This window comes from Bilophila sp. T19-St14, from assembly GCF_059728385.1.
The window spans coordinates 1,806,027-1,826,684 of the sequence record NZ_BAAGFT010000001.1 but is presented as its reverse complement, the minus strand read 5'-3'; the positions used below and the strand labels follow the sequence as shown (position 1 = coordinate 1,826,684).

Below are 20,658 nucleotides of genomic sequence, written 5' to 3'. Positions count from 1 at the left end.
TTAAGTTTCATATAATTGGATATATGCTTCATTGGAAGCATGAATGTCTTCCTTTGTTCCCGCCGTTGTGTGGGCTGGTTAAAGCCGGTATTGTTTTTTCAGGCTGTGCCATAGAAAATGGTTGATGCTTTTTTCCCTGAAGTTCCAAAGGATTAACCGACAAAATGCCTTAGCCTTGGATTCCGCCAAGGGGAAAGCTGGAGAAGAAGGCCGTATTTTCACCGTGCTGTGGAGATGAAACAGCCGTATGCTATGGCAGGGCCTTCCTTCATCCCCCTTTTCGGACGGGAGGGGTAGACGTGTTTCAGTAAAGAAAATGGGAGGAATCAATATGAAAAAGGTCGGCATTATCCGCTGCCAGCAAACTGAGGATTTATGCCCCGGCACGACGGATTTCGTCACGGCGGCCAAAGGCAAGGGAAGCTTTGAAGGGTTCGGGGAATGCCAGATCGTCGGCTTCGTGAGCTGCGGAGGCTGTCCCGGCAAGCGCGCCGTAGCCCGCGCCAAGATGCTGGTGGATCGCGGGGCGGAGGCCGTTGCGCTCGCCTCTTGTATCGGCAAAGGAACGCCCATCGGCTTCCCCTGTCCCAACCGTGAGCAGATGATGCAGGCTATCCGCGCGAAGATTGGCGACATCCCGCTGCTCGAATATACCCACTAAGGCGTAAAGGCACCACTCAGGGGGGGCGCCGCCAAGCCCGGACATCCGGCTCTCCTCCAGACAAAAGGGAGAGCCTCTTGCTAGGGCGTGTCATTATTTTAGGCTGTGTTCAATTTTGCGGTTGATGATTTTTTCAATGAAAATCAATAGATAAAAGCTCGTTCCACGTCTTAGTGATGTGGGTCTCTCTCATTTTTTGTTCATTACATGAAATCCAGTTTTGAAGAATTGTTGCGAGACCTCCGAATAATTTCTAAAGAACTCTTCCTTTCCAGTTGGAATCTTGTATCAACCACAAACTTAAACACAGCCTTATTTTATATATAATTATTTGAAATTATTAAAAATAATCTTTTTGTGACTTGAAAAAATAGTTAAATAATTTCAATAGATTATATCTGATTGACGACATACCTTAGGGCCTGTTCACACAAACAGAGAATAAACATATTTTTAAAATGGTTATCCTCATTTTTGAGCAGTGCTGCATTTTTCTTCAACCCTCTTCAATCATGGGAAAAATTCAGCATAGCGTGAACACGCCCTAGAGACTGTTCACACAAACAAGGAATGAACATAATCTCTTACAAATGGTTATCTCCGTTTTCGAGCGATGCCGAATGCTTCTTCCAACCTATTTCAGTCATTGGAAAAACTCGGTATAGCGTGAACACGCTCTAGCAGAAAAACTGGAGAAAAAGGCTGCACTTTCACCATGCTGTGGAGATAAAACAACCACATACTACGGCAGAGCCTTTCTATGGCAGAGCCTTCTCAAAAAAAGACGCTCCGGCAATGGAGCGTTTTTTTATCCGGCACAACTGGCGAAAGGGATTCGATAAGGTCAAAAGTCTTTGGGGAGGATGGGGGAGGTTTGGAGGGGGAAGGAGGGGCTTTCTCCAGAAAGGCCCTCCTTCCCCCTCCAATATTCCCTAAAACAACTTCATCTGCGTGGCTTTCGTCTGCACATGGCGGACAAGCCGGGTATGACGGAACAGTTCGGGCAGCGCGGAGAGGAAACGCGAAGGGGACAGTTCCAGCACTTTGCCGTAAAGACGGCGCTGCGCCGCATGGCTGACGAAAACAGCATCCTGCGCACGGGTCAGGCCGACATAGAACAAGCGCCGCTCTTCCGCGAGCGCGTCCGGATCGGCGGTGCCGCCGGGATCGCCGTGGAGCAGCGCATCCGCACCGGGGAAAGGCAGGATGCCCTCTTCTAAGGCGGGCAGGAATACGGCCCGGAACTCAAGGCCCTTGGCGGCGTGCAGGGTCATGATCTGCACCTGCTCCGCCTGCTCGCGCACAAGATCCAAATCCTGCCGCAGGCACACCCAGTCAAGCAGCCCTTCCCATGTCTTGCCCTGTTCGCGGAACGCCCGGAGCAGGGCGTTGTAGGCCGCAGATTCGGTGAACAGCGGGGCGAGGAGCTTGGCGGCGTCCAGATGGGAGGCCAGCGCGGACGGCCCTGCCTGCCAGAGCTGTTCGGGCAGGGACGCGCCCAACTGCGGCACATCCACGTCGAGGCTGCCGGGGCCTTCCGGCGCGGCAAAGGGGCGCTGGAAGCGCTGGCCCGCCAATTCAAGGATGAGGGCGGCGGAAGGATCGGCCCAGAAGGGGGCCGTTTCCGGTGCCGAACAGGGGACACCCCGGCGCTCCAGAGCGGTTTTCAGGGGCGGAATGAGCGCCTTCATGCGGACAAGCACGGCCACCTCGCCGGGGCTGCACGGCGTGGCAAGCGTGGCATCGCGGCGGCGGGAATCTTCCAGCGTATGGGAGGTTCCGCCAAGAAGAAGCGCAGCCTGATCCGCGACCCATGCGGCTTCCTTGCGGGCGTCCGGGGCACTGAACAAGTGCAGGCAGGCTTCCGCTTCACGGGTGGGGATAAGTTTTCCACAGGCTGAGGACGGCCCAAGCAGCGCCGAAGCCGAGGTCAGGATTCCGGCGGCGGAACGGTGGCTCGCGGCGAGCGTGACGCTCTCCAGCGAAGGCCACGCTTCACGCAGGGCGGACTGGACATCGGGATGCGCCCCACGGAACCCGTAAATGGCCTGATCGGGGTCTCCAATGCCGAAAAAGCCGTGCCCGCCTTCGGGCATCAGCGCCCGCACAAGGGCGACCTGCAACGGCGAAAGGTCTTGTATTTCGTCGACCAGCACGTCGCTCCACTGGCGTTCCGGCTCGGCTTGCAGGCGGGCCAGCCAGTGCTCCAGCAGATCCGTATAGTCCGCAAGGTTCCGTTCGCGCTTGGCGGCATGGTAACGCTCCAGCAGGGCGGACTGCTCTGCCGTCAGGGGGCTGAGGCGTTCGCGGGCGAGAGACAGCTCATCCCATACGCGTCTGGCGTCGGCGGCGGACAGGGCGTTGGCCTTGGCGAACACGCTCCGGGCCGTTTCCTCGGGCAGCACGGCGGGCAGGGCCTCCTCCGTCGAGGCGCTCCAATGGGACAGGGCCAGTGCGTGCAGGGTATCGGCCTGAGGCAGTGGGACGCCTTCCCCAAGGGCGCGTTCAAGGCGTTCCCGGAGCTCGGCGGCGGCGCGGCGGGTAAAGGTAACGGCAAGGATGCGCTGCGCGGGGATGCCGTCCTTGATGAGGCGCTGGACACGGCCCACGAGGGTACGGGTTTTGCCGGAGCCGGGGCCAGCAAGCACCAGCACGGGGTTTGGCCCGGCTTGGATGGCTTTCCGCTGCGCTTCGGAATAGGGGAACGCCTTCGGATCGGGCGGCGTTTGGGGCGACGGGGGCGTCATTGCCGCGAACAGGGACGCCTGTTTCGGCGCTGGTTCCTTGGAGGGCGCGGCTTTGGGCTTCCTGCCCGGCTTTTTGGCTTCGGGCAGCGCATCCAGCAAAGAGGAAGAACGATACCTTCCCGTCACAAACTGTTTGCGCTCTTCTTCCGAGAATACTTTGACGACCCCGTATTCGCCGTCAAAGCCCGCCTCCTTGATGACGTCGCCCCGGCGCATACGGGCCACGGCCTCACCGAGGGCGTCCCAGTGCTGCCGCAAATCCGATTCGGGCACCGTGTGCAGGATGTCCATTTCCGAACCGAACAAACGAACCAGCTCGGACTGCCTTTCCTGCACTTTACGGCTCTTGGGGCCGACGGAAAGCAGTTCGCCGAGCATTTCCGGGAGCGGGAACAGCGAGACGAACCCCGGATCGTGCTTGGGCATGACCGGGGCCTTGCGGTCGGCCAGCGCCATGACCCGGTGGAGCACGCCGACCGTGAGCGGCTTGCCGCATACCGGGCAGATGTTGCCGATTTTCATGGATTCTTCCGGCTCAAGGACAACATTGCAGGCGCGGTGCCCGTCGAGGTGGTACTTTCCTTCCTCAGGGAAGAATTCCACCGTCCCCCGGTAGGTGCAGCCTGAGCCTTCCTCGCCCCGTGCGGCCCGGCGCAGCGCGTCGAATATGCCGTCATAGGAAGGCGTGCCTTCAAAGAGATTGGCTTCGCGGCCGAGGTTCTCCCCGGAATGCGCGTCGGAGTTGGACACGAGCACATAACGGTCGAGCGCAGACCAGAGCCGGTTCATGTCAGGATCGGAGGAAAGGCCGGTTTCCAAGGCGAAAATATGTGAGGAGAGCGATCCGAAGCAGTCTTCCAGCGCGTCGAAGCCGGATTTGGAGCCAAACAGCGAAAACCACGGCGTCCAGATGTGCGCGGGAATGAGCACGCCGCGCTCGTCGGTTTCAAGCACCATTTCAAGGAGATGCTCGCAATCGAGGCCAAGGATCGGCCGCCCGTCGGAAGTGATGTTTCCGATGGCGGCGAGCTTGTTGGACAGCTTGTCCGCACTCTCCAGGCTGGGCATGATCACGACGTTGTGTACTTTGCGTACGGAACCGCCTTTCTTGTAGATGGAGCTGATTTCCGCTTGGATGAGGAATTGCGGCTCGCTGACGCCGTCCGGGCGAGAAAAGCCGGGGATTTCCGTTTCCAGCGGCGTCTTTTCGCGGACGCGGTAGAGGCCGCTGTTGTCGTCATAGACGAGGTCACGCCGCAGCTCGTCCCTCCATGCCGGATGGGTGAAGTCGCCCGTGGACATGACGGAGAGCCCTTTGATCATGCTCCATGCCGCAAGATTGCGGATATTGAGCCTGCCGCTGGTGGCGCGGGAAAAGCGCGAATGGACATGCAGATCTGCGCGAAAGTATTTCATTCCTCAAGACTAACGCAAAAAGGGGCAGAATGCCAGTGATTCCGGCGTGGAAAAACCTTCCGGGCCGTACAGGGCGATGGGCTCGGCGGCGGACGGTTTGGCGTATGGGCCCTTACGGGCTTCTATGAGCACGAACGTGGCTGGGGACGTTTTTTGTTTGTGAATGAATTGTAACAAAAAGGGAGCCAGCCCCGCCCCATCCAGCGCCGCCAGCATATCCTGGAGCCTGTCCGGGCTTATGATGCAGACGAAACGCCCATCCGTTTCGAGCAATGACGAGGCTGCGGATGCGAACAGCGGAAACGTCCCCTTATCGCCGAACAGGGCCCTTCGGCGGGCCTGTGTTGCAGGCAGGCGACCTGAACCGATGAGACGCCACGGCGGGTTCGCCATGACCAGTTGGATCGGGGAGGTTTCCACACGGAGTTTTTCTAAAAAATGCGTGTCGGCAAGCTCCCCGGTATACAGGGCAAACCGATCCGAAAAGCCGAGCTTGGCAGTATTGTTTCGGGCGGCGGCAATCAGTTCGGGATTGCAGTCTATACCGAAGCCACGGCATTTGTTTCTTTGAAGTAACAAATAGGCAAGGCCAACAACGCCGCATCCTGTTCCAAAATCTATAAACCGTATGGTAACATCGTTTGTACGGCTCACTGCAAAGGCCGCGAGCAGCAGCGCATCGACGCTGAACCGGAAACTGCCCTCAGGCTGTTCCAAGCCCGCGGGAAAGGCCCGCCGCGCTTCCGCGTGCAGTGACGGGAGCTCACCGATCGGCGCTGTTTTTCCAAATGGCTCTGGCATAGGATATGGTTGTTTCCTCTCCACAGTTGGTGAACATACGGCCCTTTTCCCCGTTTTCCGTTGGGGGGGCCAGAGCTGGGGCAGCTTGCCGGTCATCCCCTTGGAACTTCAGGAAAGCATTGGCTCATTTCCTATGGCGCAGCCTTTCAAATGGCGCCATACGCGGTATGCGATGGGAAAGGAGGGGCGGTTGCGGCCTAGAGAAGAGGCTTGGGGAGAGGGGAAGGACAGGGCGTTTTGCCGGAAGGCCCCTTCCCCTCCTTGTGCCGTTTAGAAAAGATAGTCGATGGCCTGACGGGACTCGGTCACGAGCTTGATGAGTTCTTTGCCGACGGCGACATGCGCGGGGTGTTCGGCGTAGGCCTTGAGCCCTTCGGCGTCGTCATGCGTGGTCATCAGGAGCACGTTGACCGGCATGGTGCAGGTGGGGAGGAACTCATAGGACACTTCAAGGGACTTGAGGGACGGAATCTGTCCCATGAGGGCTTCAAGGCGCTGCCTGATGAGCTTGGCGTTTTCGGCGGCGGTACGGCCTTCGGCTTCGGGTTTCAGCGTCCACCAGACGATGTGACGAACCATGATGCGACTCCTATTGGGCAGAGGTTGAATCAGCGGAGAACGTGGGATGCCCACGCAGCTTGGCCATAGGACAGCCCGCCGTCTCCGGGTGGCAGTGCGTGATGCGTGAGCGGAACGAGCCCGCGCCGCGCCAGCGCTTCCGGCAGCAGCAGGGCGATAGTCCGGTTGTGGAAGACGCCGCCGGACAGGGCCACGGTACGGACGCCGCAGCGCCGCGCCCCGGAAAGCGCCAGTTCGGCAAGCCCTTCCGTCAGGCCAAGGTGGAACCGGCGGGCCAGATCGGGGACAGGGACACCTGCCCGCCGCAGTTCCAGCAGGTGCAGAAAAAAGGCTGCCGTGTCAAGTTCCAGCAGGCCGCCCCGTTCCCTGATGGGGAAGGGGGCGGATGTTGTTACCGATAGGTCTTGTTGCGCTTCCAAGCGGATGGCGGCCTGCCCTTCGTAGGTGACGGACGGGCACAAACCGAGCAGTGCGGAAACGGCGTCGAACAGGCGGCCGCAGCTTGAAGTCATGGGCGTGGCCTCGCGGCGTACCATCTCCAAAATGGCGTCGTGTATGGCGCGCTTTCCGTCCGCCCTCAAGAGTGCGTGCATGTCCTCCGCAAACCGTCCGCGCAGCCCTTCGGCCTCAGGGAGCCCCATGAAGCCGCTTGCGATGCGCCACGGTTCCCTGATGGCGGCCTCGCCTCCGGGCAGCGGGAACGGCGCAAGGCGTCCGATGCGTCCGCCATAGCGTTCTTCGCCGGCGGCTTTCGGATCGACGAAGAGGAGCTCCCCGCCCCATATGGTTCCGTCCGTGCCGTATCCGGTTCCGTCCAGAGCCAAGCCGAGCGCGGGGGCGTCATGCCCGTTTTCCGCCAATACGCCGTACACATGGGCAAAGTGGTGTTGCAGGCGCAGGACGGGCAGGCCGGAATCCAGCGCATAGCTTGTGGAGAGGTAGTCGGGGTGCAGATCGCAGACGACCGCCTCAGGCTTGACTTCCAGCAGCCCGCCGAGGTGTTCCGCCATATCTTGGAAAAACGCGAACGTTTCAAGGTTTTTCAGATCGCCCACATGCTGGCTGAGGAAAGCATCCTTGCCGCGCGTGAGGCAGAGCGTGTTCTTGAGTTCCGCGCCTGTGGCCAATACGCAGCGGCCCGCGTCGCGGGGGAGCTCCAACGGCCTCGGCACGAACCCCCTTGCCCTTCGGAAGAAGTGGAGCGGGGGGGCTTCCCGGAGGAGGCTTCCCGAAGAAAAGTTCCCGGCTTCCCCTTCAGCGTTTTCGGCTGAAGTGGAGGGAAGCCCCGCAGGAGCCCCGTCTGGGAGGGAGGGGGAACAAGCGGAGGGGATGCCGTTTTTTTGTGGATAACATTGTGGATTGTTGCCTGTGGAAAAACTGGTTTCCGGCAATGATTCCACCCGTACCACGGAGTCGTCGGCACGGATCAGGATGTCCCGGTTATGGAGCAGGAAAAGGTCGGCGATGTGCCGCAAACGGGCCAGCGCCTCGCGGTTGCCGAGCGAGATGGGTTCGCCGCCCGCGTTGCCGGAGGTCATGACGAGCGCCGGGAGCGGAGAGAGCGCGGCGAATGCTTCGAGGAGCAGGTGGTGCAGCGGGGTATAGGGCAGCATGACGCCGATGCTGTCCACGTCCGGCGCAATGGCGGGCGGCAGGACGCCGCGCGAGGCGAGCACGACGATGGGCCGTTCGGACGAGGTCAGGGCGGCGGCTTCCGCATCGGAAACATGGGCGACGCGCCGGGCCGTTTCAAGATCCGGCACCATGATCGCCAGCGATTTGTGCGGGCGGCGCTTGCGTTCGCGCAGCAGGGCGACGGCTTCGGCGCTGGCTGCGTCGCAGACCAGATGGAAACCTCCGAGGCCCTTGACCGCAACGATGTTTCCGGCACGCAGGGCGGCGGCTGTCCGCTCGATGGCGTGCTGCCCTTCGGCAAGCTCCGGGCCGGGGATGCGGGGATCGCCTTCGGGGGCGGCGGCCAGCCAGACCTTCGGCCCGCAGGCGGGGCAGGCGTTGGGCTGGGCGTGGAAGCGGCGGTCGAGGGGATCGTTGTATTCGGCGGCGCAGTCCGGGCACAGGGGGAAACAGCTCATGGACGTGGTGGCCCGATCATAAGGTATGGAACGGGTGATGGTATAGCGGGGGCCGCAGTCCGTGCAGTTCGTGAACGGGTAGCGGTAACGCCGGTTCGCCGGATCGCGCATGTCCGCGAGGCAGTTGCCGCAGGTCGCCACATCCGGGCTGACCAAGACGGCGTGGCCGTGGCGCCCTTCGCTGTGTGCGATGGCGAAGGCCGTTTCGCCGTCCGCAAGCGGCAGTTCCTCGCGGCGCAGGGACGTGATCCGCGCAAGCGGCGGCAGGCCGTGTTCGAGCGCGTGGGCAAAGGCGGCCAAAGCCTCATCGCTTCCCTGCACCTCCACCCGGACGCCGTCCGACGTGTTGCCCACATGCCCGGTGAGCCCGTGCCGGGTTGCGGCACGGTATACGAAAGGCCGGAAACCAACCCCTTGGACTTGTCCGCCGATGATATAGCCGTGTCGTCTCATGTTGCGCTCCCGTTGTGTCCGAAAAAAGAGGCGTTGTGCCCGATTTGCTGCCTGCCGCCGGAAAAGCGGGGGAAAGCCGCGGATACGCCGCCCATAAGCGTCTTCCGGCCACCATAGCCGTCCGTGGGAAGCGCGGCAACCCCCAAAGCTCTCATGACGGAGCCCTTGCGGGGCGGGTGCCTCGTTTGGTATGATCCTCGCTTCCACCTTATGTTTTTCCAATTTGTTTTTTGGGAGTCCTCACATGAACGATTTTGCAGTGCAGGAGCTGACGCTGGGCCAGCTTCTGGAGAATACGGCGGCCCGTTTTCCCGATACCGACGCCGTGATCCACGCGGACCGCGAGCTGCGGCAGACGTGGTCGGAGTTTTCGGCGTGTGTGGACGATATGGCCAGAGGCTTGATGGCCATCGGCGTGCGGAAGGGCGAGAAGGTTGCCGTATGGGCGACCAACGTGCCGCATTGGGTGACCCTCATGTTCGCCACGGCCCGCATCGGGGCCATTCTGGTCACGGTAAACACCAATTACCGCGAAACGGAACTGCGTTACCTGTTGCAGCAGTCGGAATGCGAAAACCTTTTCATCATCGACAGCGTTCGCGACCACGATTTCATCGCTTCCACATATAAGGTGCTCCCAGAACTGCGCAGGCAGCGGCGCGGGATGCTTGAGGTCGAGGATCTCCCGCACCTGAAGCGCGTGTTTTTCCTTGGCACGGACAGGCACCGGGGCATGTACTCCCTGCCGGAAGTCTTTTCCCGCGCCGGGGATGTCTCGGATGAGGCATACGAAAGCCGCAAGGCGTCCATTTCGCCTTATGACGTGGTGAACATGCAGTACACGTCCGGGACGACGGGTTTCCCCAAGGGCGTGATGCTGACGCACGTGAACATCGTCAACAACGGCTACTGGATCGGCTACCATCAGAAATTTTCCTCGCGCGACCGGGTATGCCTGCCCGTGCCCCTGTTCCACTGCTTCGGCTGTGTCCTTGGGGTCATGGCCTGCGTGAACCACGGGGCCACCATGGTGCTGCTCGACGCCTTCTCCCCCGTGCAGGTGATGACCGCCGTGGTGCAGGAGAAGTGTACCGCCCTGTACGGCGTGCCGACCATGTTCCAGGCCATTCTGGATCACCGCGCCTTCCCGCGTTTCGACTTTTCCTCGTTGCGCACGGGGATCATGGCGGGTTCCGTGTGCCCTGAGCCGCTCATGCGCCGGGTCATGGAACAGATGTGCATGAGCGAAATCACCATCTGTTACGGCCTGACCGAAGGCTCTCCGGTCATGACCCAGACCCGCACCGACGATACCGTGGAGCGCCGGGTCAAGACCGTGGGGCGGAGCATGCCCGGTATTGAGGTCACCATCCGTGATCCCGAAACCAACGAGGAAGTCCCCCGCAATGCCGTGGGCGAGGTATGCTGCCGAGGCTACAACGTGATGCAGGGCTACTATAATATGCCCAAGGATACGGCCGAGGCCATCGACGGGGAGGGCTGGCTGCATTCCGGCGACCTCGGCGTCATGGACGAGGACGGGTATGTCAGCATCAGCGGGCGCATCAAGGACATGATCATCCGGGGCGGCGAAAACGTATATCCCCGCGAGGTGGAGGAGTTCCTCCTCAAGATGGACGGCGTGGCCGACGTGCAGGTCGTAGCCGTGCCGAGCCGCCGCTACGGCGAAGAGGTGGGCGCGTTCCTCATCCCCAAGGAGGGCGCGAATGTCGCCCCCGAAGATGTGCGCGACTATTGCAGGGGCAAGATCGCGTGGTATAAGATCCCGCGCTATGTGGCTGTGGTGGAAGGTTTCCCCCTGACCGCCAGCGGCAAGATCCAGAAATACAAGCTCCGTGAAATGGCGGCGGAATACTTCCCTGAGGCCATGCGCGGGCGCAGCGGGCGCCCCGTTTGAGGGGCGCGGCGTGATGTCTGATTTGAGGAAAAGGCGGCGCTGGCGTCCGCACGGGGAGCCATGCCGATGAAGACCATCGGCCTTATCGGCGGCATGAGCTGGGAAAGCACGGCTACATACTACCGGATCATCAATCGGCTGGTGCGGGAGCGGCTCGGCGGGTTCCATTCCGCCAAGTGCGTCCTGTACAGTGTGGATTTCCACGAGGTTGAGGGTTGCCTGCGGGCGGGGGACTGGGAGCGCGGCGGCGGGCTGCTGGCGGAGGCCGCGCGCGGCCTTGAGCGCGCCGGGGCCGACTGCGTACTCATCTGCACGAACACCATGCACAAGGTGGCGGACGCGGTGCAGGCGGCGACGTCCCTGCCGTTGCTGCACATCGCGGAACTGACCGCCGACGAGCTGGAGGCCGCCGGGGTGTCCGCGGTCGGGCTGCTCGGCACGCGCTGCACGATGGAACAGGATTTTTATACGCGCAGGCTCGTGGAACGGGGCATCGCCGTATTGATCCCCGGAGAGGATGAACGGGCGCTGGTCAACCGCGCCATCTTCGATGAGCTGTGCCTTGGGACGGTTTCCGAGGCCTCCCGGCGGGCATTCGCGGCGATCATCGGCGGCCTGACGGACAGGGGCGCGCAGGGCGTCATCCTCGGCTGTACGGAAATAGGCTTGCTGGTGCGTCCGGGGGACACGTCCGCACGGCTGTTCGATACGGCGGAAATCCACGCCCGGCGCGCGGCATTGTATGCGCTTGGCGAAGCATTCCCGCGCGACGGGGGAGAGTGATGAATACGATTTCTTCAATAAAGGTTCCCGGCCTGACCGAGGACAAGTGCGTGACCCTTATCGGCATGGCCGGGGCTGGAAAAAGCACCGGCGCCCGCGCCGTGGCCGAACGCCTCGGCTGGGCCTATGTGGATACCGACTATCTGATTGAATCCACCTATGGCGCGCGCCTTCAGGACGTGACGGACGCCTTGGACAAGGAAAGCTTCCTCGACGTGGAGGCCAAGGTCATCCTGTCCCTCCGCATGCAGCGCGCCGTGCTCGCCACGGGCGGCAGTGTGGTCTATCGGCCTGAAGCCATGCGGTATCTGGCTTCCCTCGGCCCGGTGGTCTTCCTCGATGTCCCGCTCCCCATCATTTTGGAGCGTATTGCCCGCAAGCCGGATCGCGGGCTTGCCATTGCGCCGGGGCAGACCGTGGAAGATCTTTTCCATGAGCGCGAGGCGCTGTATCGCCGGTGGGCCACCTGCCGCGTCGCGGCGGGGAACCTCAGCGTTTCCGAGACGGCGGATGCCGTTTTCGACGCCATTGCCGGGCACGGGCAGGCCCTATGAACGAACGGGCTTGCGGCGTACGGCTTCATCCCGCGGCCCGGCTGCTGCGCTGGATGGGGCGCCATGCCGTAGGTGTGGGCTTCCTTTTGATCGGCGTCTGGCTGTTCCGCGCGGTGCTTGCCGGAGCTGACGGCATCTCCTACGATTGGCAATGGTATCGCGTCTGGCGGTATCTGGGGCGCTGGACGGACGGGCATTTCATCCCCGGCCCGTTGCTCGACGGGCTCGGCATGACCGTGCGCATCGCGTTTTCCGGGCTTGCCCTTGCCGTTGCCGCCGGGCTCGGCGCGGCGTTGCTGCGGCTGTCCCCGTGGCCTGTGGCGCGGGGCATGGCGCATGCCTATGTGGGGTGTTTGCGGAATACCCCGCTGCTCCTCCAACTATTTTTTGTCTATTTTTTGTTCGCCCCCGTCATAGGCGTCGGGCCTCTCGGCGCGGCTGTGCTGGCCCTCGGCCTGTTTGAGGGGGCGTACATGACGGAACTGTTCCGGGCGGGCCTGCTCTCCGTGCCCAGGGCGCAGTGGGAGGCGGGCATCAGCCTCGGCCTCGGCATATGGAACACGCTCCGGCTCGTTATCCTGCCGCAGGCCGTGCGCCGGATGTTGCCGCCGCTGACCAGCCAGCTTGTTTCGCTCATCAAGGACACCTCGCTCGTCAGCGCCATCGCTGTGGCGGATCTCACCATGCAGGCGCAGGTGTTGATCGCGGACACGTTCCTTGCGTTTGAGATATGGCTGATCGTCGCGGCGCTGTACCTCGCGCTTACGCTTTGCGTGGCGCTGCCCGCCCGCTGGCTGGAGCGCCGATACGCTTGGCGGTAGGCCCTTGGGTGGAAAATGGGGAACCTTCCCGGAAAAGGCTTCCGCCCCGCGTTTCCCCGCTTATCCCCCAAGGCGTTTGGCTCACGGGAAAACGGCGGAAGGTTCTGTTGAGGAAAGGTTTTGTCAGGGGATATGGCAATATATTGATAAGACATGGTGAATATGCAGCATTCATGGCTTTCAGTAAATTCTATGGCTGGCCTTTCGTCGGTTATCCGTGGGGCTTTCAAGGGATAAAATGCCAACCGGTTGCCGCAGTACAGCCAAAAGAAAAGGCTTTGTCATAGAAAACGGTTGAGGCTTTATTTCGTGAAATGCCAAAGAAATAACCAGTAAAATACCCCAATCGTGGAGCCGTCAGCGGAAAAAGGCTGTGTCCTAGAAAATGGTTGATGCTTTTTTCCTTGAAGTTTCAAAGGAATAACCAGCAAAATGCCTTAGCCATAGGTTTCGCCAAGGGGAAAACAGGAGAAATAGGCTGTATTTTCACTACACTGTGGGATGAAACAACCGCATACTATGACAGAGCCCGGAAAAATTGGAGTAAAAGTATATACTTTTCAGTGTATTGCTGAGATAAAACAACCATATGCCATGACAGAGCCAAAGAAAAAGCTCATAGGAGACGTTATGAAAAAAATTTTTGTAGTGTTGATGTTGATGGCGGCTTTGATCCTGCCCGGCCTGGCACAGGCGAAGGGTGCGCAGACGCCCATGATTGACGATGTGGTCAAGCGCGGCGTGCTGCGCGTCGGTTTTTCCTCGTTCGTGCCGTGGGCCATGCAGGACAAGAACGGTGAATTTGTGGGCTTCGAGATCGACGTGGCGAAACGTCTTGCCAAGGATCTGGGCGTGGAGCTCCAGCTTGTGCCCACGAAATGGGCCGGGATCATCCCTGCGCTGATGGCCGGGAAATTCGACGTCATCATCGGCAGCATGAGCGTCACCCCTGAGCGCAATTTGAAGGCCAACTTCACGGTTCCCTATGATTACGCCACCATCGAAGTCATGGCGAACAAGGAAAAGACCAAGGGCATGAAGTTCCCCGAAGACTTCAACAAGCCTGAAGTGGTCGTTGCCCTGCGCACGGGCAGCACGCCCGTTCCCGTCGCCAAGAAAGTGCTCCCCAAGGCCACCTTCCGCCTGTTCGACGATGAAGCCCCGGCCGTGCAGGATGTGCTCTCAGGCCGTGCCGACGTGATGTTCTCGTCCGCGCCGCTTCCGGCCTTTGAGGTGCTCCGCAACCCCGGCAAGCTCTATCAGCCCTCCACGGACGCCTTTTACCGCCAGCCCGTGGGCATGGCCATCCGCAAGGGTGACCCCGACAGCCTGAATGTGCTCGACAACTGGATCCGCACGGTCGAAGCGGAAGGCTGGCTCTCCGAGCGCCGTCATTTCTGGTTCAAGACGACCGACTGGGAAGCGCAGGTTCAATGATATCCGGCGGCTCCCGGAAAGCGCCCCGGCGCGAGTGGTCGCCCTATGCCGAGTATACTCGGCAGGGGCGGCTTTTTCCCACGTTCGGGCGGGTGGACGCCGTTCTGGCCGTCCTGCTGTTTCTGGGAGCCTGCTTTTTCCTGTGGCGCTCGGAAACCATAGCCGCCTACCGCTGGAGCTGGCCGGAACTGGCGGATTTCCTTATCCGCCGTACGCCCGGCGGTTACGAGCCCGGCCTCCTGATACGGGGGCTCATCGTCACCCTCCGGCTCGGAATCTGGTCGATGGCGCTGGCCCTGCTCATCGGCGGCGTGTTGGGAACCCTTTCCGCCGGGAAACGCGGCATTGCGGCGCTGCCCATTCAGTTTTTCGTCAATTCCGTCCGCAATACCCCTCCTTTGGTGCTGTTGTTTCTCCTGTATTTTTTCGCGGGCAACCTGCTTCCCGTTTCCGATATGGAACAGGCCCTGCGCTCCATGCCTCCTTTCGTCAGGGATGCGGTGGCGTGGGGATTCGCCCCGGAAGGCCAGCTTGACCGCATGGTTGCGGCGGTGCTGACGCTTGGGGTGTATGAAGGGGCCTATGTTACGGAGATTGTCCGCGGGGGCATCGAGGGCGTTCCGCATGGGCAATGGGAAGCTTCGGCGGCGCTCGGTTTTTCCCGCTCGCAGCGGCTCCGTCTGGTCATTTTTCCGCAGGCCGTGCGCGCGATCCTGCCCCCGCTCGTGGGGCAGGTCATCACCACGTTCAAGGATTCCGCGCTGGCTTCGCTCATTTCTTTGCCCGACCTGACCTTTCAGGCCCTTGAAGTTATGGCGATCAGCCGCATGACCTTTGAAGTTTGGATCAGCGCCGGGGTCATCTATTTGCTTCTTGGCGTCCTCTGTGCCCGCTACGGTCGCTGGCTCGAAATGCGGGGGACGTGGAAGGCGTAGAAGAGCGTAAGGGGAGGGAAGGAAGGGGAGAATCGGGGGAAGGGAGGGGAAACCTTTCTGAAGAAAGGTTTCCCCTCCCTTCCCCCGAACCCCCATCCCTCCCCTTCCCAAGACTTTCGACTGGTGGGGAGGCTGCGCGGCGGGAGTTCCTGCCGTATGAAGGGAGTCCGACCATGCGGGGGTTCCGTGTTCGGCATCATGGGGGACTCTGGCTTATGGAGTGAGGGGTTGGTGATTCCCACGTTCCTTTGCTCTTTGGAGAGGCGTTTTTCTTTGGCTCTGTTATAGTTTATGGTTGTTTCATCTCCACAGTGCGGTGAAAATACAGCCTTTTTCTCCGGTTTTCCCCTTGGCGGGATCCAAGGCCAAGGCATTTTGCCGGTATCCCTTTGGAGCTTCAAGGAAAAAAGCATCAACCATTTTCTATAACACAGCCTTTTCTTAAGGTTTTTGACTGGCAGGAGGCTGTGCGGCGGGAGTTCCTGCCGTATGAAGGGAAGCCGATCATGCGGGGGCTCCCGTGTTCGGTATCATGGCGGGCTCTGGCTTATGGAGTGAGGGCTTGGGTGATTCCCATGCTCCTTTGTTCTTTGGAGAGGCGTTTTTCTTTTCTCAATGTTTTTTGGCTGGGGTAGAGGCTGTGCGGTGAGACCTGCCGTAGAAGGGCAATGTTTGGAGATTCCTCATGTCACTTTTGTGCCGGAGGCGGTTTCTTTTTATGTGAGACGCCTTATCACGTCGCAAAAGGGGAATAATAGAGAGTTCGGTGTGTTGCATTTGCATCTACAGCCTCTCGAACCTGATTGCAGGGGAAATTGGGACAGGAAAGGAGAGCTGTTTGAGCGCGGCGGCGCAGCCTCATACTTTTCTGAACGTGCCGTAGGGAGCTTGACCTTTGTGGGGATGAAACCGTACTGTGCCGTTTTTCCTTTCTATCATATGGATGAAGCATGAAGTGGTTTACGCACAAGGCAGTGGCTGTAGCGGGGGCGCTCGCGGCAGGCGCGCATCCGGCGGCGTTGTTCGCCGTAATGGTCGGGAGTGTGCTGCCCGATATGGTGGATACGGCAATGGCGCGGGGCGACAAGAAAGTATGGAGACGCATCCATCGGCAGACGTCGCATTGGTTCGGTTGGTATCTCATCATCATTGTACTGGGGTTTCTTATCCCGACACAGCGGATTGTGCTTGATCTGCTGCGGGCGACGCACATCACATTCCCCGGCGTGTCTCCGGCGGCGCTGGCGCAGGTCAGCGGCATCGGCAACGATCTGCTTGTCTGGGTCGGCATCGGCGGTTTGATCCACGTCCTGCTGGATGCACTCACGCCTATGCGCGTTCCCCTCTATCCTTTCGGAGGCAGCAAGCGTTTCGGCATCAACCTCGTCAGCACGGGGACGTGGCGCGAAACCATATTCCTGTTCGCAGCCCTCGGAGCCATAGCCCTCCAGTTCGATCAGGCCCGTGCTGTCTTTGAAGAGGCCGTCAGGACTGTTTTATAAGGCTGTGCCATATAGCCGGTTGGTCTTTCGCTTTTTGAAATTCCATACGGCTCTGTCACAGGATGCGGCTGTTCCATCTCCACTGTATGGTAAAAATACGGCCTGTTTCTCCATTTTTTCCTTTGGCTGGCTCCATGTCTGAGGCATTTAATTGTTTATCCCCTTGAAACTTCAAGAAAGAAAGCCTCATTCTTTTTCTATGGGACAGCTTTCCATGTAAAGAAGAGCCCCTCAGACAAGAGAACAGCAGAAACATTATAAAAGCACCGTATATTCACTGTGTTATGTGAATGTGCCACCCATAATCCAGAACGCGGCCTTAGAGCAGATTAACTTTAATAAATGGCTGTGTTCAATTTTATGGTCGATGATTTTTTCAATGAAAATCAATAGATAAAAGCTCGTTCCACGTCTGGTGATGTGGGCCTCTCTCATTTTTTGTTCATTACATGAAATCCAGTTTTGAAGAATTGTTGCGAGACCTCCAAATAATTTCCAAAGAACTCTTCCTTTCCAGTTGGAATCTTGTATCAGCCACAAACTTAAACACAGCCTAATAAATTACAATGTTAAAGTTTAAGACACGTTCGTTTCGGCATTGAACAGCGTAAATACATTGTGCTTATATCTTCCAATGACGGTCTGTTTCCCGTAGTCGGAAGCGTATTTTTAAAGTAAAAACGCTCTGGGCCGTGTCGTCATGTTACATGTAATTATTTAGGCTGTGTCATAGAAAATGGTTGATGTTTTTTCCTTGAAGTTCCAAAGGAGCAACCAACAAAATGCCTTAGCTAGTGATTCCGTAAGGGGAAAGCTGGATGAAAAGGCTGTATTTTCAGTGTCCTGTGAAAATAAAACAATCACATACTGTGACAGAGCCATTATTTAAAACTATTAAAAATAATTTTTGCGGTTTAAAAAAATAGTTAAAAAATTCAATATATTATATATAATTGACGACACGGCCTAATAAAAGCCCATAAATGAGGAAACGGAGCGGAAAAAATGAACCCCGTTCCGCCGATTCCCATAAAAAACGCCCGAACGGTCTTCCGTCCGGGCGTTTTCCGTTCACAGGCAAATCCGTGAATAGGGATTCGATAAAGCCAAAAGTCTTTGGAAAGGGAGGGATGGGGTTTGGGGAAGGGAGGGAAAAGCTTTTCTTCAGAAAAGTTTTCCCTCCCTTCCCCAATAACATTCCCGCTACATCCCCAAATACGCTTTCTGCACGGCGGGATCCGTGAGGAGCTTGTCGGCGGAGTCTTCCATGACGATGCGGCCGTTTTCCATGACGTAGGCGCGGTTGGCGATGCGGAGCGCCTGGTTGGCGTTCTGCTCGACGAGGAAAACGGTGGTGCCGTCGGCATTGATCTTCTCGATGATGGAGAAAATCTGCTGGATGATGATCGGCGCGAGGCCGAGGGAAGGCTCATCAAGCAGGAGCAGCGTCGGACGGGCCATGATCGCGCGGGAAATCGCCAGCATCTGCTGTTCGCCGCCGGACAGCGTGCCGCCCGTCTGGTTGCGGCGCTGGGCGAGGATGGGGAACAGATCAAAGATGTAGTCGAGATCCTTCTTGATGTTGTCCTTGTCGTTGCGGAGGAAGGCCCCTAGATCCAGATTCTCCTGCACGGTGAGATCGGGGAAGATCAGGCGGCCTTCCGGCACCTGGCTGATGCCGAGCGCCACGATCTTGTTGGGCTTGAGCGTGTGGATGGGCTGCCCCCGGAAGAGGACTTCGCCGCTGCGCGGAGGCGTACCGCCGCAGATGGTCATCAGCGTGGTGCTCTTGCCCGCGCCGTTGGCCCCGATGAGCGTGACGATTTCCCCTTCGTTGATGCGGATGTTCACGTCCCGAAGGGCCTGAATGTTGCCGTAGAAGGTGTTGACGTTGCGAAGCTCAAGCATGGTCGGATTCTCCAAGGTACGCCTTGATGACGCGGGGGTTCTCGCGCACTTCCTGCGGCGTGCCCATGGCGATTCGGGAGCCGTATTCCATGACGTAGATGCGATCCGAAAGGGACATGACCATGCCCATATCATGCTCGATGAGCAGGATGGACAGGTCGAACTCCTTCCGAATGTGCAGGATGAGCGACTTGAGTTCGAGGGTTTCCTGCGGGTTCATGCCCGCGGCGGGCTCGTCGAGCAGCAGCACGGCGGGATCGGTCGCCAGGGCGCGGGCGATCTCCAGGCGGCGCTGCGCGCCGTAGGGCAGGTTCCGGGCCTCGTCCTTATAGTGCATGTTCAGGCCGACCTCGCGCAGCAGCTCATAGCTGCGGTCGATGGTGGCCTGTTCTTCGGCCCTGGTGCGCGAGTCCTGAAAGACAGCGCCGACGATGCCCGCCGACGTGCGGCAGTGGCGTCCGATCATGACGTTTTCGAGCACGGTCATGGTCGGGAACAGGCGGATGTTCTGGAACGTGCGGGCCATGCCGAGCGAGGTGATCTCGTTGGGCTTCATGCCGTTGAGGGTCGTGGAGCTGGCGGGCTTGCCGTTGCGTTCGGGCAGGTGAAGCTGGACGGTGCCTTCGGTGGGCAGGTAGATGCCGGTGATGCAGTTGAAGAACGTCGTCTTCCCCGCCCCGTTGGGGCCGATGAGCGCGACGATTTCCTGCCGGTTGATCGTGAGATCCACCTCGTTGAGCGCGCGCAGGCCGCCGAAGTTCTTGGACAGGTTGGTTACTTCGAGCACAGGGGTGTTCATGCCTGGCCTCCCGTGGCAGGAACGTCGAAAGCCGACTTGGAGCTGTCGATCTTGTCCTTGTTCGTGATCTTGTACGTGCGTTTTTCGCCGGAGATGAGCCCCTGCGGGCGGTAAATCATCATGATGACCATGACGGCGCCGAACAGGAGCATACGGTATTCGGAGAACGCGCGCAGGTATTCGGGCGCGAGCACCAGAATGGCCGCCGCGATGGTGACGCCGAGCACGGAGCCCATGCCGCCGAGCACCACCATGGACAGGATCATGGCCGATTCCATGAAGGTGAAGCTGGCGGGGTTGATGAACGTGGTCTTGGCCGCGAAGATGACCCCGGCGAACCCGGCCCAGCAGGAGCCGAGCGCGAAGGCCGAGAGCTTCACCTTGGTCAGGTCGATGCCCATGGCTTCACAGGCGATTTCGTCTTCACGCAGGGCTTGGAGGGCAAGGCCGATGCGCGAGTTCTTGAGGCGCCCCACGACGATGATGGTGACGACCACGGCGGCGAGGACGATGTAATAAATGTAGTTGGTCGCTTCGGTCACGCCCATTTCCATGCCGAACAGGGATGGGCGGCTGATGTTGGACAGGCCGAAGGAGCCCTTGGTGACGCTTGTCCAGTTTTCCAGCACGAGGCGGATGATTTCGCCGAAGCCGAGGGTCACGATGGCCAGATAGTCGCCCTTGAGCCGCAGGACGGGGAAGCCGAGCATGAGGCCGAACAGGGCCGCCATGATGCCGCCCACGGGCAGCACGGCCCAGAAGCCGAGGCCGAAATAGGTGTTCAGCAGGCCGTACGTGTAGGCGCCCACGGCGTAGAAAGCCGCGTAGCCGAGCACGAGCTGCCCGGCGAGGCCGACCACGATGTTCAGGCCGAGGCCGAGCATGATGTAGATCAGCGCCGAGATCATGATGTTGATCTGGTACATGGAGCTGATGTACGGCATGGCGATCATCAGGGCCGCGACGAGGCCGAGGCAGGTGTAGCGGGGCTTGGGCCGCCGGACGGCCTCAAGCGCGCGGGAGAAGGCCGAAGGGCCGCTGGAAACCGTCCCACGGGCTTTGCGTTCCATGCTCCAGCGCCAGAAAATGGCGAGCACGAACGCGCCCACGCCGATGGAAGCCATGTTTTCCCAGCGGAACAGGATCGTGTTGTTGAGGGCGTCCACCTTGAGGACGACAAGCGGGAAGGTGAGCGCCATGAACCATACGCTGACCATGAGCGCCTTTAAAATCATGTTCATGTCGGCCTCC

16 protein-coding genes are annotated in these 20,658 nt (G+C 59.6%); 8 read left to right on the top strand and 8 right to left on the bottom strand.

Features of this window, described 5'->3' with window-relative positions; all coding sequences use genetic code 11:
- Positions 1-331: 331 nt before the first annotated feature.
- Entirely contained in the window at positions 332-661 is a 330-nt protein-coding gene (locus AC6I1V_RS07855) for a CGGC domain-containing protein (protein ID WP_486849899.1), read from the top strand.
- Positions 662-1,593: 932 nt separating this feature from the next.
- On the opposite strand, the gene AC6I1V_RS07850 is transcribed toward AC6I1V_RS07855, so the two are convergent.
- The 5 genes from AC6I1V_RS07850 to AC6I1V_RS07830 all read right to left on the bottom strand — a co-directional run bounded on the left by AC6I1V_RS07850 (position 1,594) and on the right by AC6I1V_RS07830 (position 8,905).
- Entirely contained in the window at positions 1,594-4,824 is a 3,231-nt protein-coding gene (locus AC6I1V_RS07850) for a UvrD-helicase domain-containing protein (RefSeq protein WP_486853774.1), read from the bottom strand.
- Between the two features lie 9 nt (positions 4,825-4,833).
- Positions 4,834-5,625: a tRNA1(Val) (adenine(37)-N6)-methyltransferase gene (locus AC6I1V_RS07845; RefSeq protein WP_486853775.1), complete on the bottom strand. Its 792-nt coding sequence runs from the start codon at positions 5,623-5,625 to the stop codon at positions 4,834-4,836.
- A gap of 270 nt (positions 5,626-5,895) precedes the next feature.
- Positions 5,896-6,204, bottom strand: coding sequence for a Dabb family protein (locus AC6I1V_RS07840; RefSeq protein ID WP_486853776.1), 309 nt, complete (start codon positions 6,202-6,204; stop codon positions 5,896-5,898).
- Positions 6,205-6,233: 29 nt separating this feature from the next.
- The gene (locus tag AC6I1V_RS07835) at positions 6,234-8,750 is read right to left on the bottom strand and encodes a carbamoyltransferase HypF (RefSeq protein ID WP_486853777.1); all 2,517 of its coding nucleotides are present in this window, start codon (positions 8,748-8,750) and stop codon (positions 6,234-6,236) included.
- Entirely contained in the window at positions 8,747-8,905 is a 159-nt protein-coding gene (locus AC6I1V_RS07830; protein ID WP_337431761.1) for a hypothetical protein, read from the bottom strand. The genes AC6I1V_RS07835 and AC6I1V_RS07830 overlap by 4 nt, the downstream gene beginning before the upstream one ends.
- Positions 8,906-8,994: 89 nt before the next feature.
- Here AC6I1V_RS07830 and AC6I1V_RS07825 point away from each other — a divergent pair, with 89 nt between their 5' ends.
- The 7 genes from AC6I1V_RS07825 to AC6I1V_RS07795 all read left to right on the top strand — a co-directional run bounded on the left by AC6I1V_RS07825 (position 8,995) and on the right by AC6I1V_RS07795 (position 16,700).
- On the top strand, positions 8,995-10,668 hold the full coding sequence (locus AC6I1V_RS07825; RefSeq protein ID WP_337431760.1) for an AMP-binding protein: 1,674 nt from the start codon (positions 8,995-8,997) through the stop codon (positions 10,666-10,668).
- 66 nt (positions 10,669-10,734) lie between these two features.
- Entirely contained in the window at positions 10,735-11,451 is a 717-nt protein-coding gene (locus tag AC6I1V_RS07820; protein WP_486853778.1) for an aspartate/glutamate racemase family protein, read from the top strand.
- Positions 11,451-12,005, top strand: a complete 555-nt coding sequence (thrB, locus tag AC6I1V_RS07815; protein WP_302552437.1) for a homoserine kinase — start codon at positions 11,451-11,453, stop codon at positions 12,003-12,005. Before AC6I1V_RS07820 ends, thrB begins: the two co-directional genes overlap by 1 nt.
- Positions 12,002-12,826 carry an amino acid ABC transporter permease gene (locus AC6I1V_RS07810; RefSeq protein WP_486853779.1) on the top strand — a complete coding sequence of 275 codons (825 nt, stop codon included), beginning with the start codon at positions 12,002-12,004 and terminating at the stop codon, positions 12,824-12,826. Before thrB ends, AC6I1V_RS07810 begins: the two co-directional genes overlap by 4 nt.
- Before the next feature lie 630 nt (positions 12,827-13,456).
- Positions 13,457-14,263: a transporter substrate-binding domain-containing protein gene (locus tag AC6I1V_RS07805; RefSeq protein ID WP_308770863.1), complete on the top strand. Its 807-nt coding sequence runs from the start codon at positions 13,457-13,459 to the stop codon at positions 14,261-14,263.
- Complete coding sequence (locus AC6I1V_RS07800; protein WP_486853780.1) at positions 14,260-15,198, top strand: amino acid ABC transporter permease; 939 nt, start codon at positions 14,260-14,262, stop codon at positions 15,196-15,198. Before AC6I1V_RS07805 ends, AC6I1V_RS07800 begins: the two co-directional genes overlap by 4 nt.
- A gap of 950 nt (positions 15,199-16,148) precedes the next feature.
- Positions 16,149-16,700 carry a metal-dependent hydrolase gene (locus AC6I1V_RS07795; protein WP_337431755.1) on the top strand — a complete coding sequence of 184 codons (552 nt, stop codon included), beginning with the start codon at positions 16,149-16,151 and terminating at the stop codon, positions 16,698-16,700.
- Between the two features lie 1,203 nt (positions 16,701-17,903).
- Here the strand turns inward: AC6I1V_RS07795 and AC6I1V_RS07790 are convergent.
- The 3 genes from AC6I1V_RS07790 to AC6I1V_RS07780 are packed head-to-tail and all read right to left on the bottom strand — an operon-like array spanning position 17,904 to position 20,648.
- Positions 17,904-18,608: an ABC transporter ATP-binding protein gene (locus AC6I1V_RS07790; protein WP_337431753.1), complete on the bottom strand. Its 705-nt coding sequence runs from the start codon at positions 18,606-18,608 to the stop codon at positions 17,904-17,906.
- Positions 18,601-19,407 carry an ABC transporter ATP-binding protein gene (locus AC6I1V_RS07785; RefSeq protein WP_472261879.1) on the bottom strand — a complete coding sequence of 269 codons (807 nt, stop codon included), beginning with the start codon at positions 19,405-19,407 and terminating at the stop codon, positions 18,601-18,603. The genes AC6I1V_RS07790 and AC6I1V_RS07785 overlap by 8 nt, the downstream gene beginning before the upstream one ends.
- A complete protein-coding gene (locus tag AC6I1V_RS07780; protein ID WP_302553884.1) occupies positions 19,404-20,648 on the bottom strand; it encodes an ABC transporter permease subunit in 1,245 nt (414 codons plus the stop codon). The genes AC6I1V_RS07785 and AC6I1V_RS07780 overlap by 4 nt, the downstream gene beginning before the upstream one ends.
- Positions 20,649-20,658 lie beyond the last annotated feature (10 nt).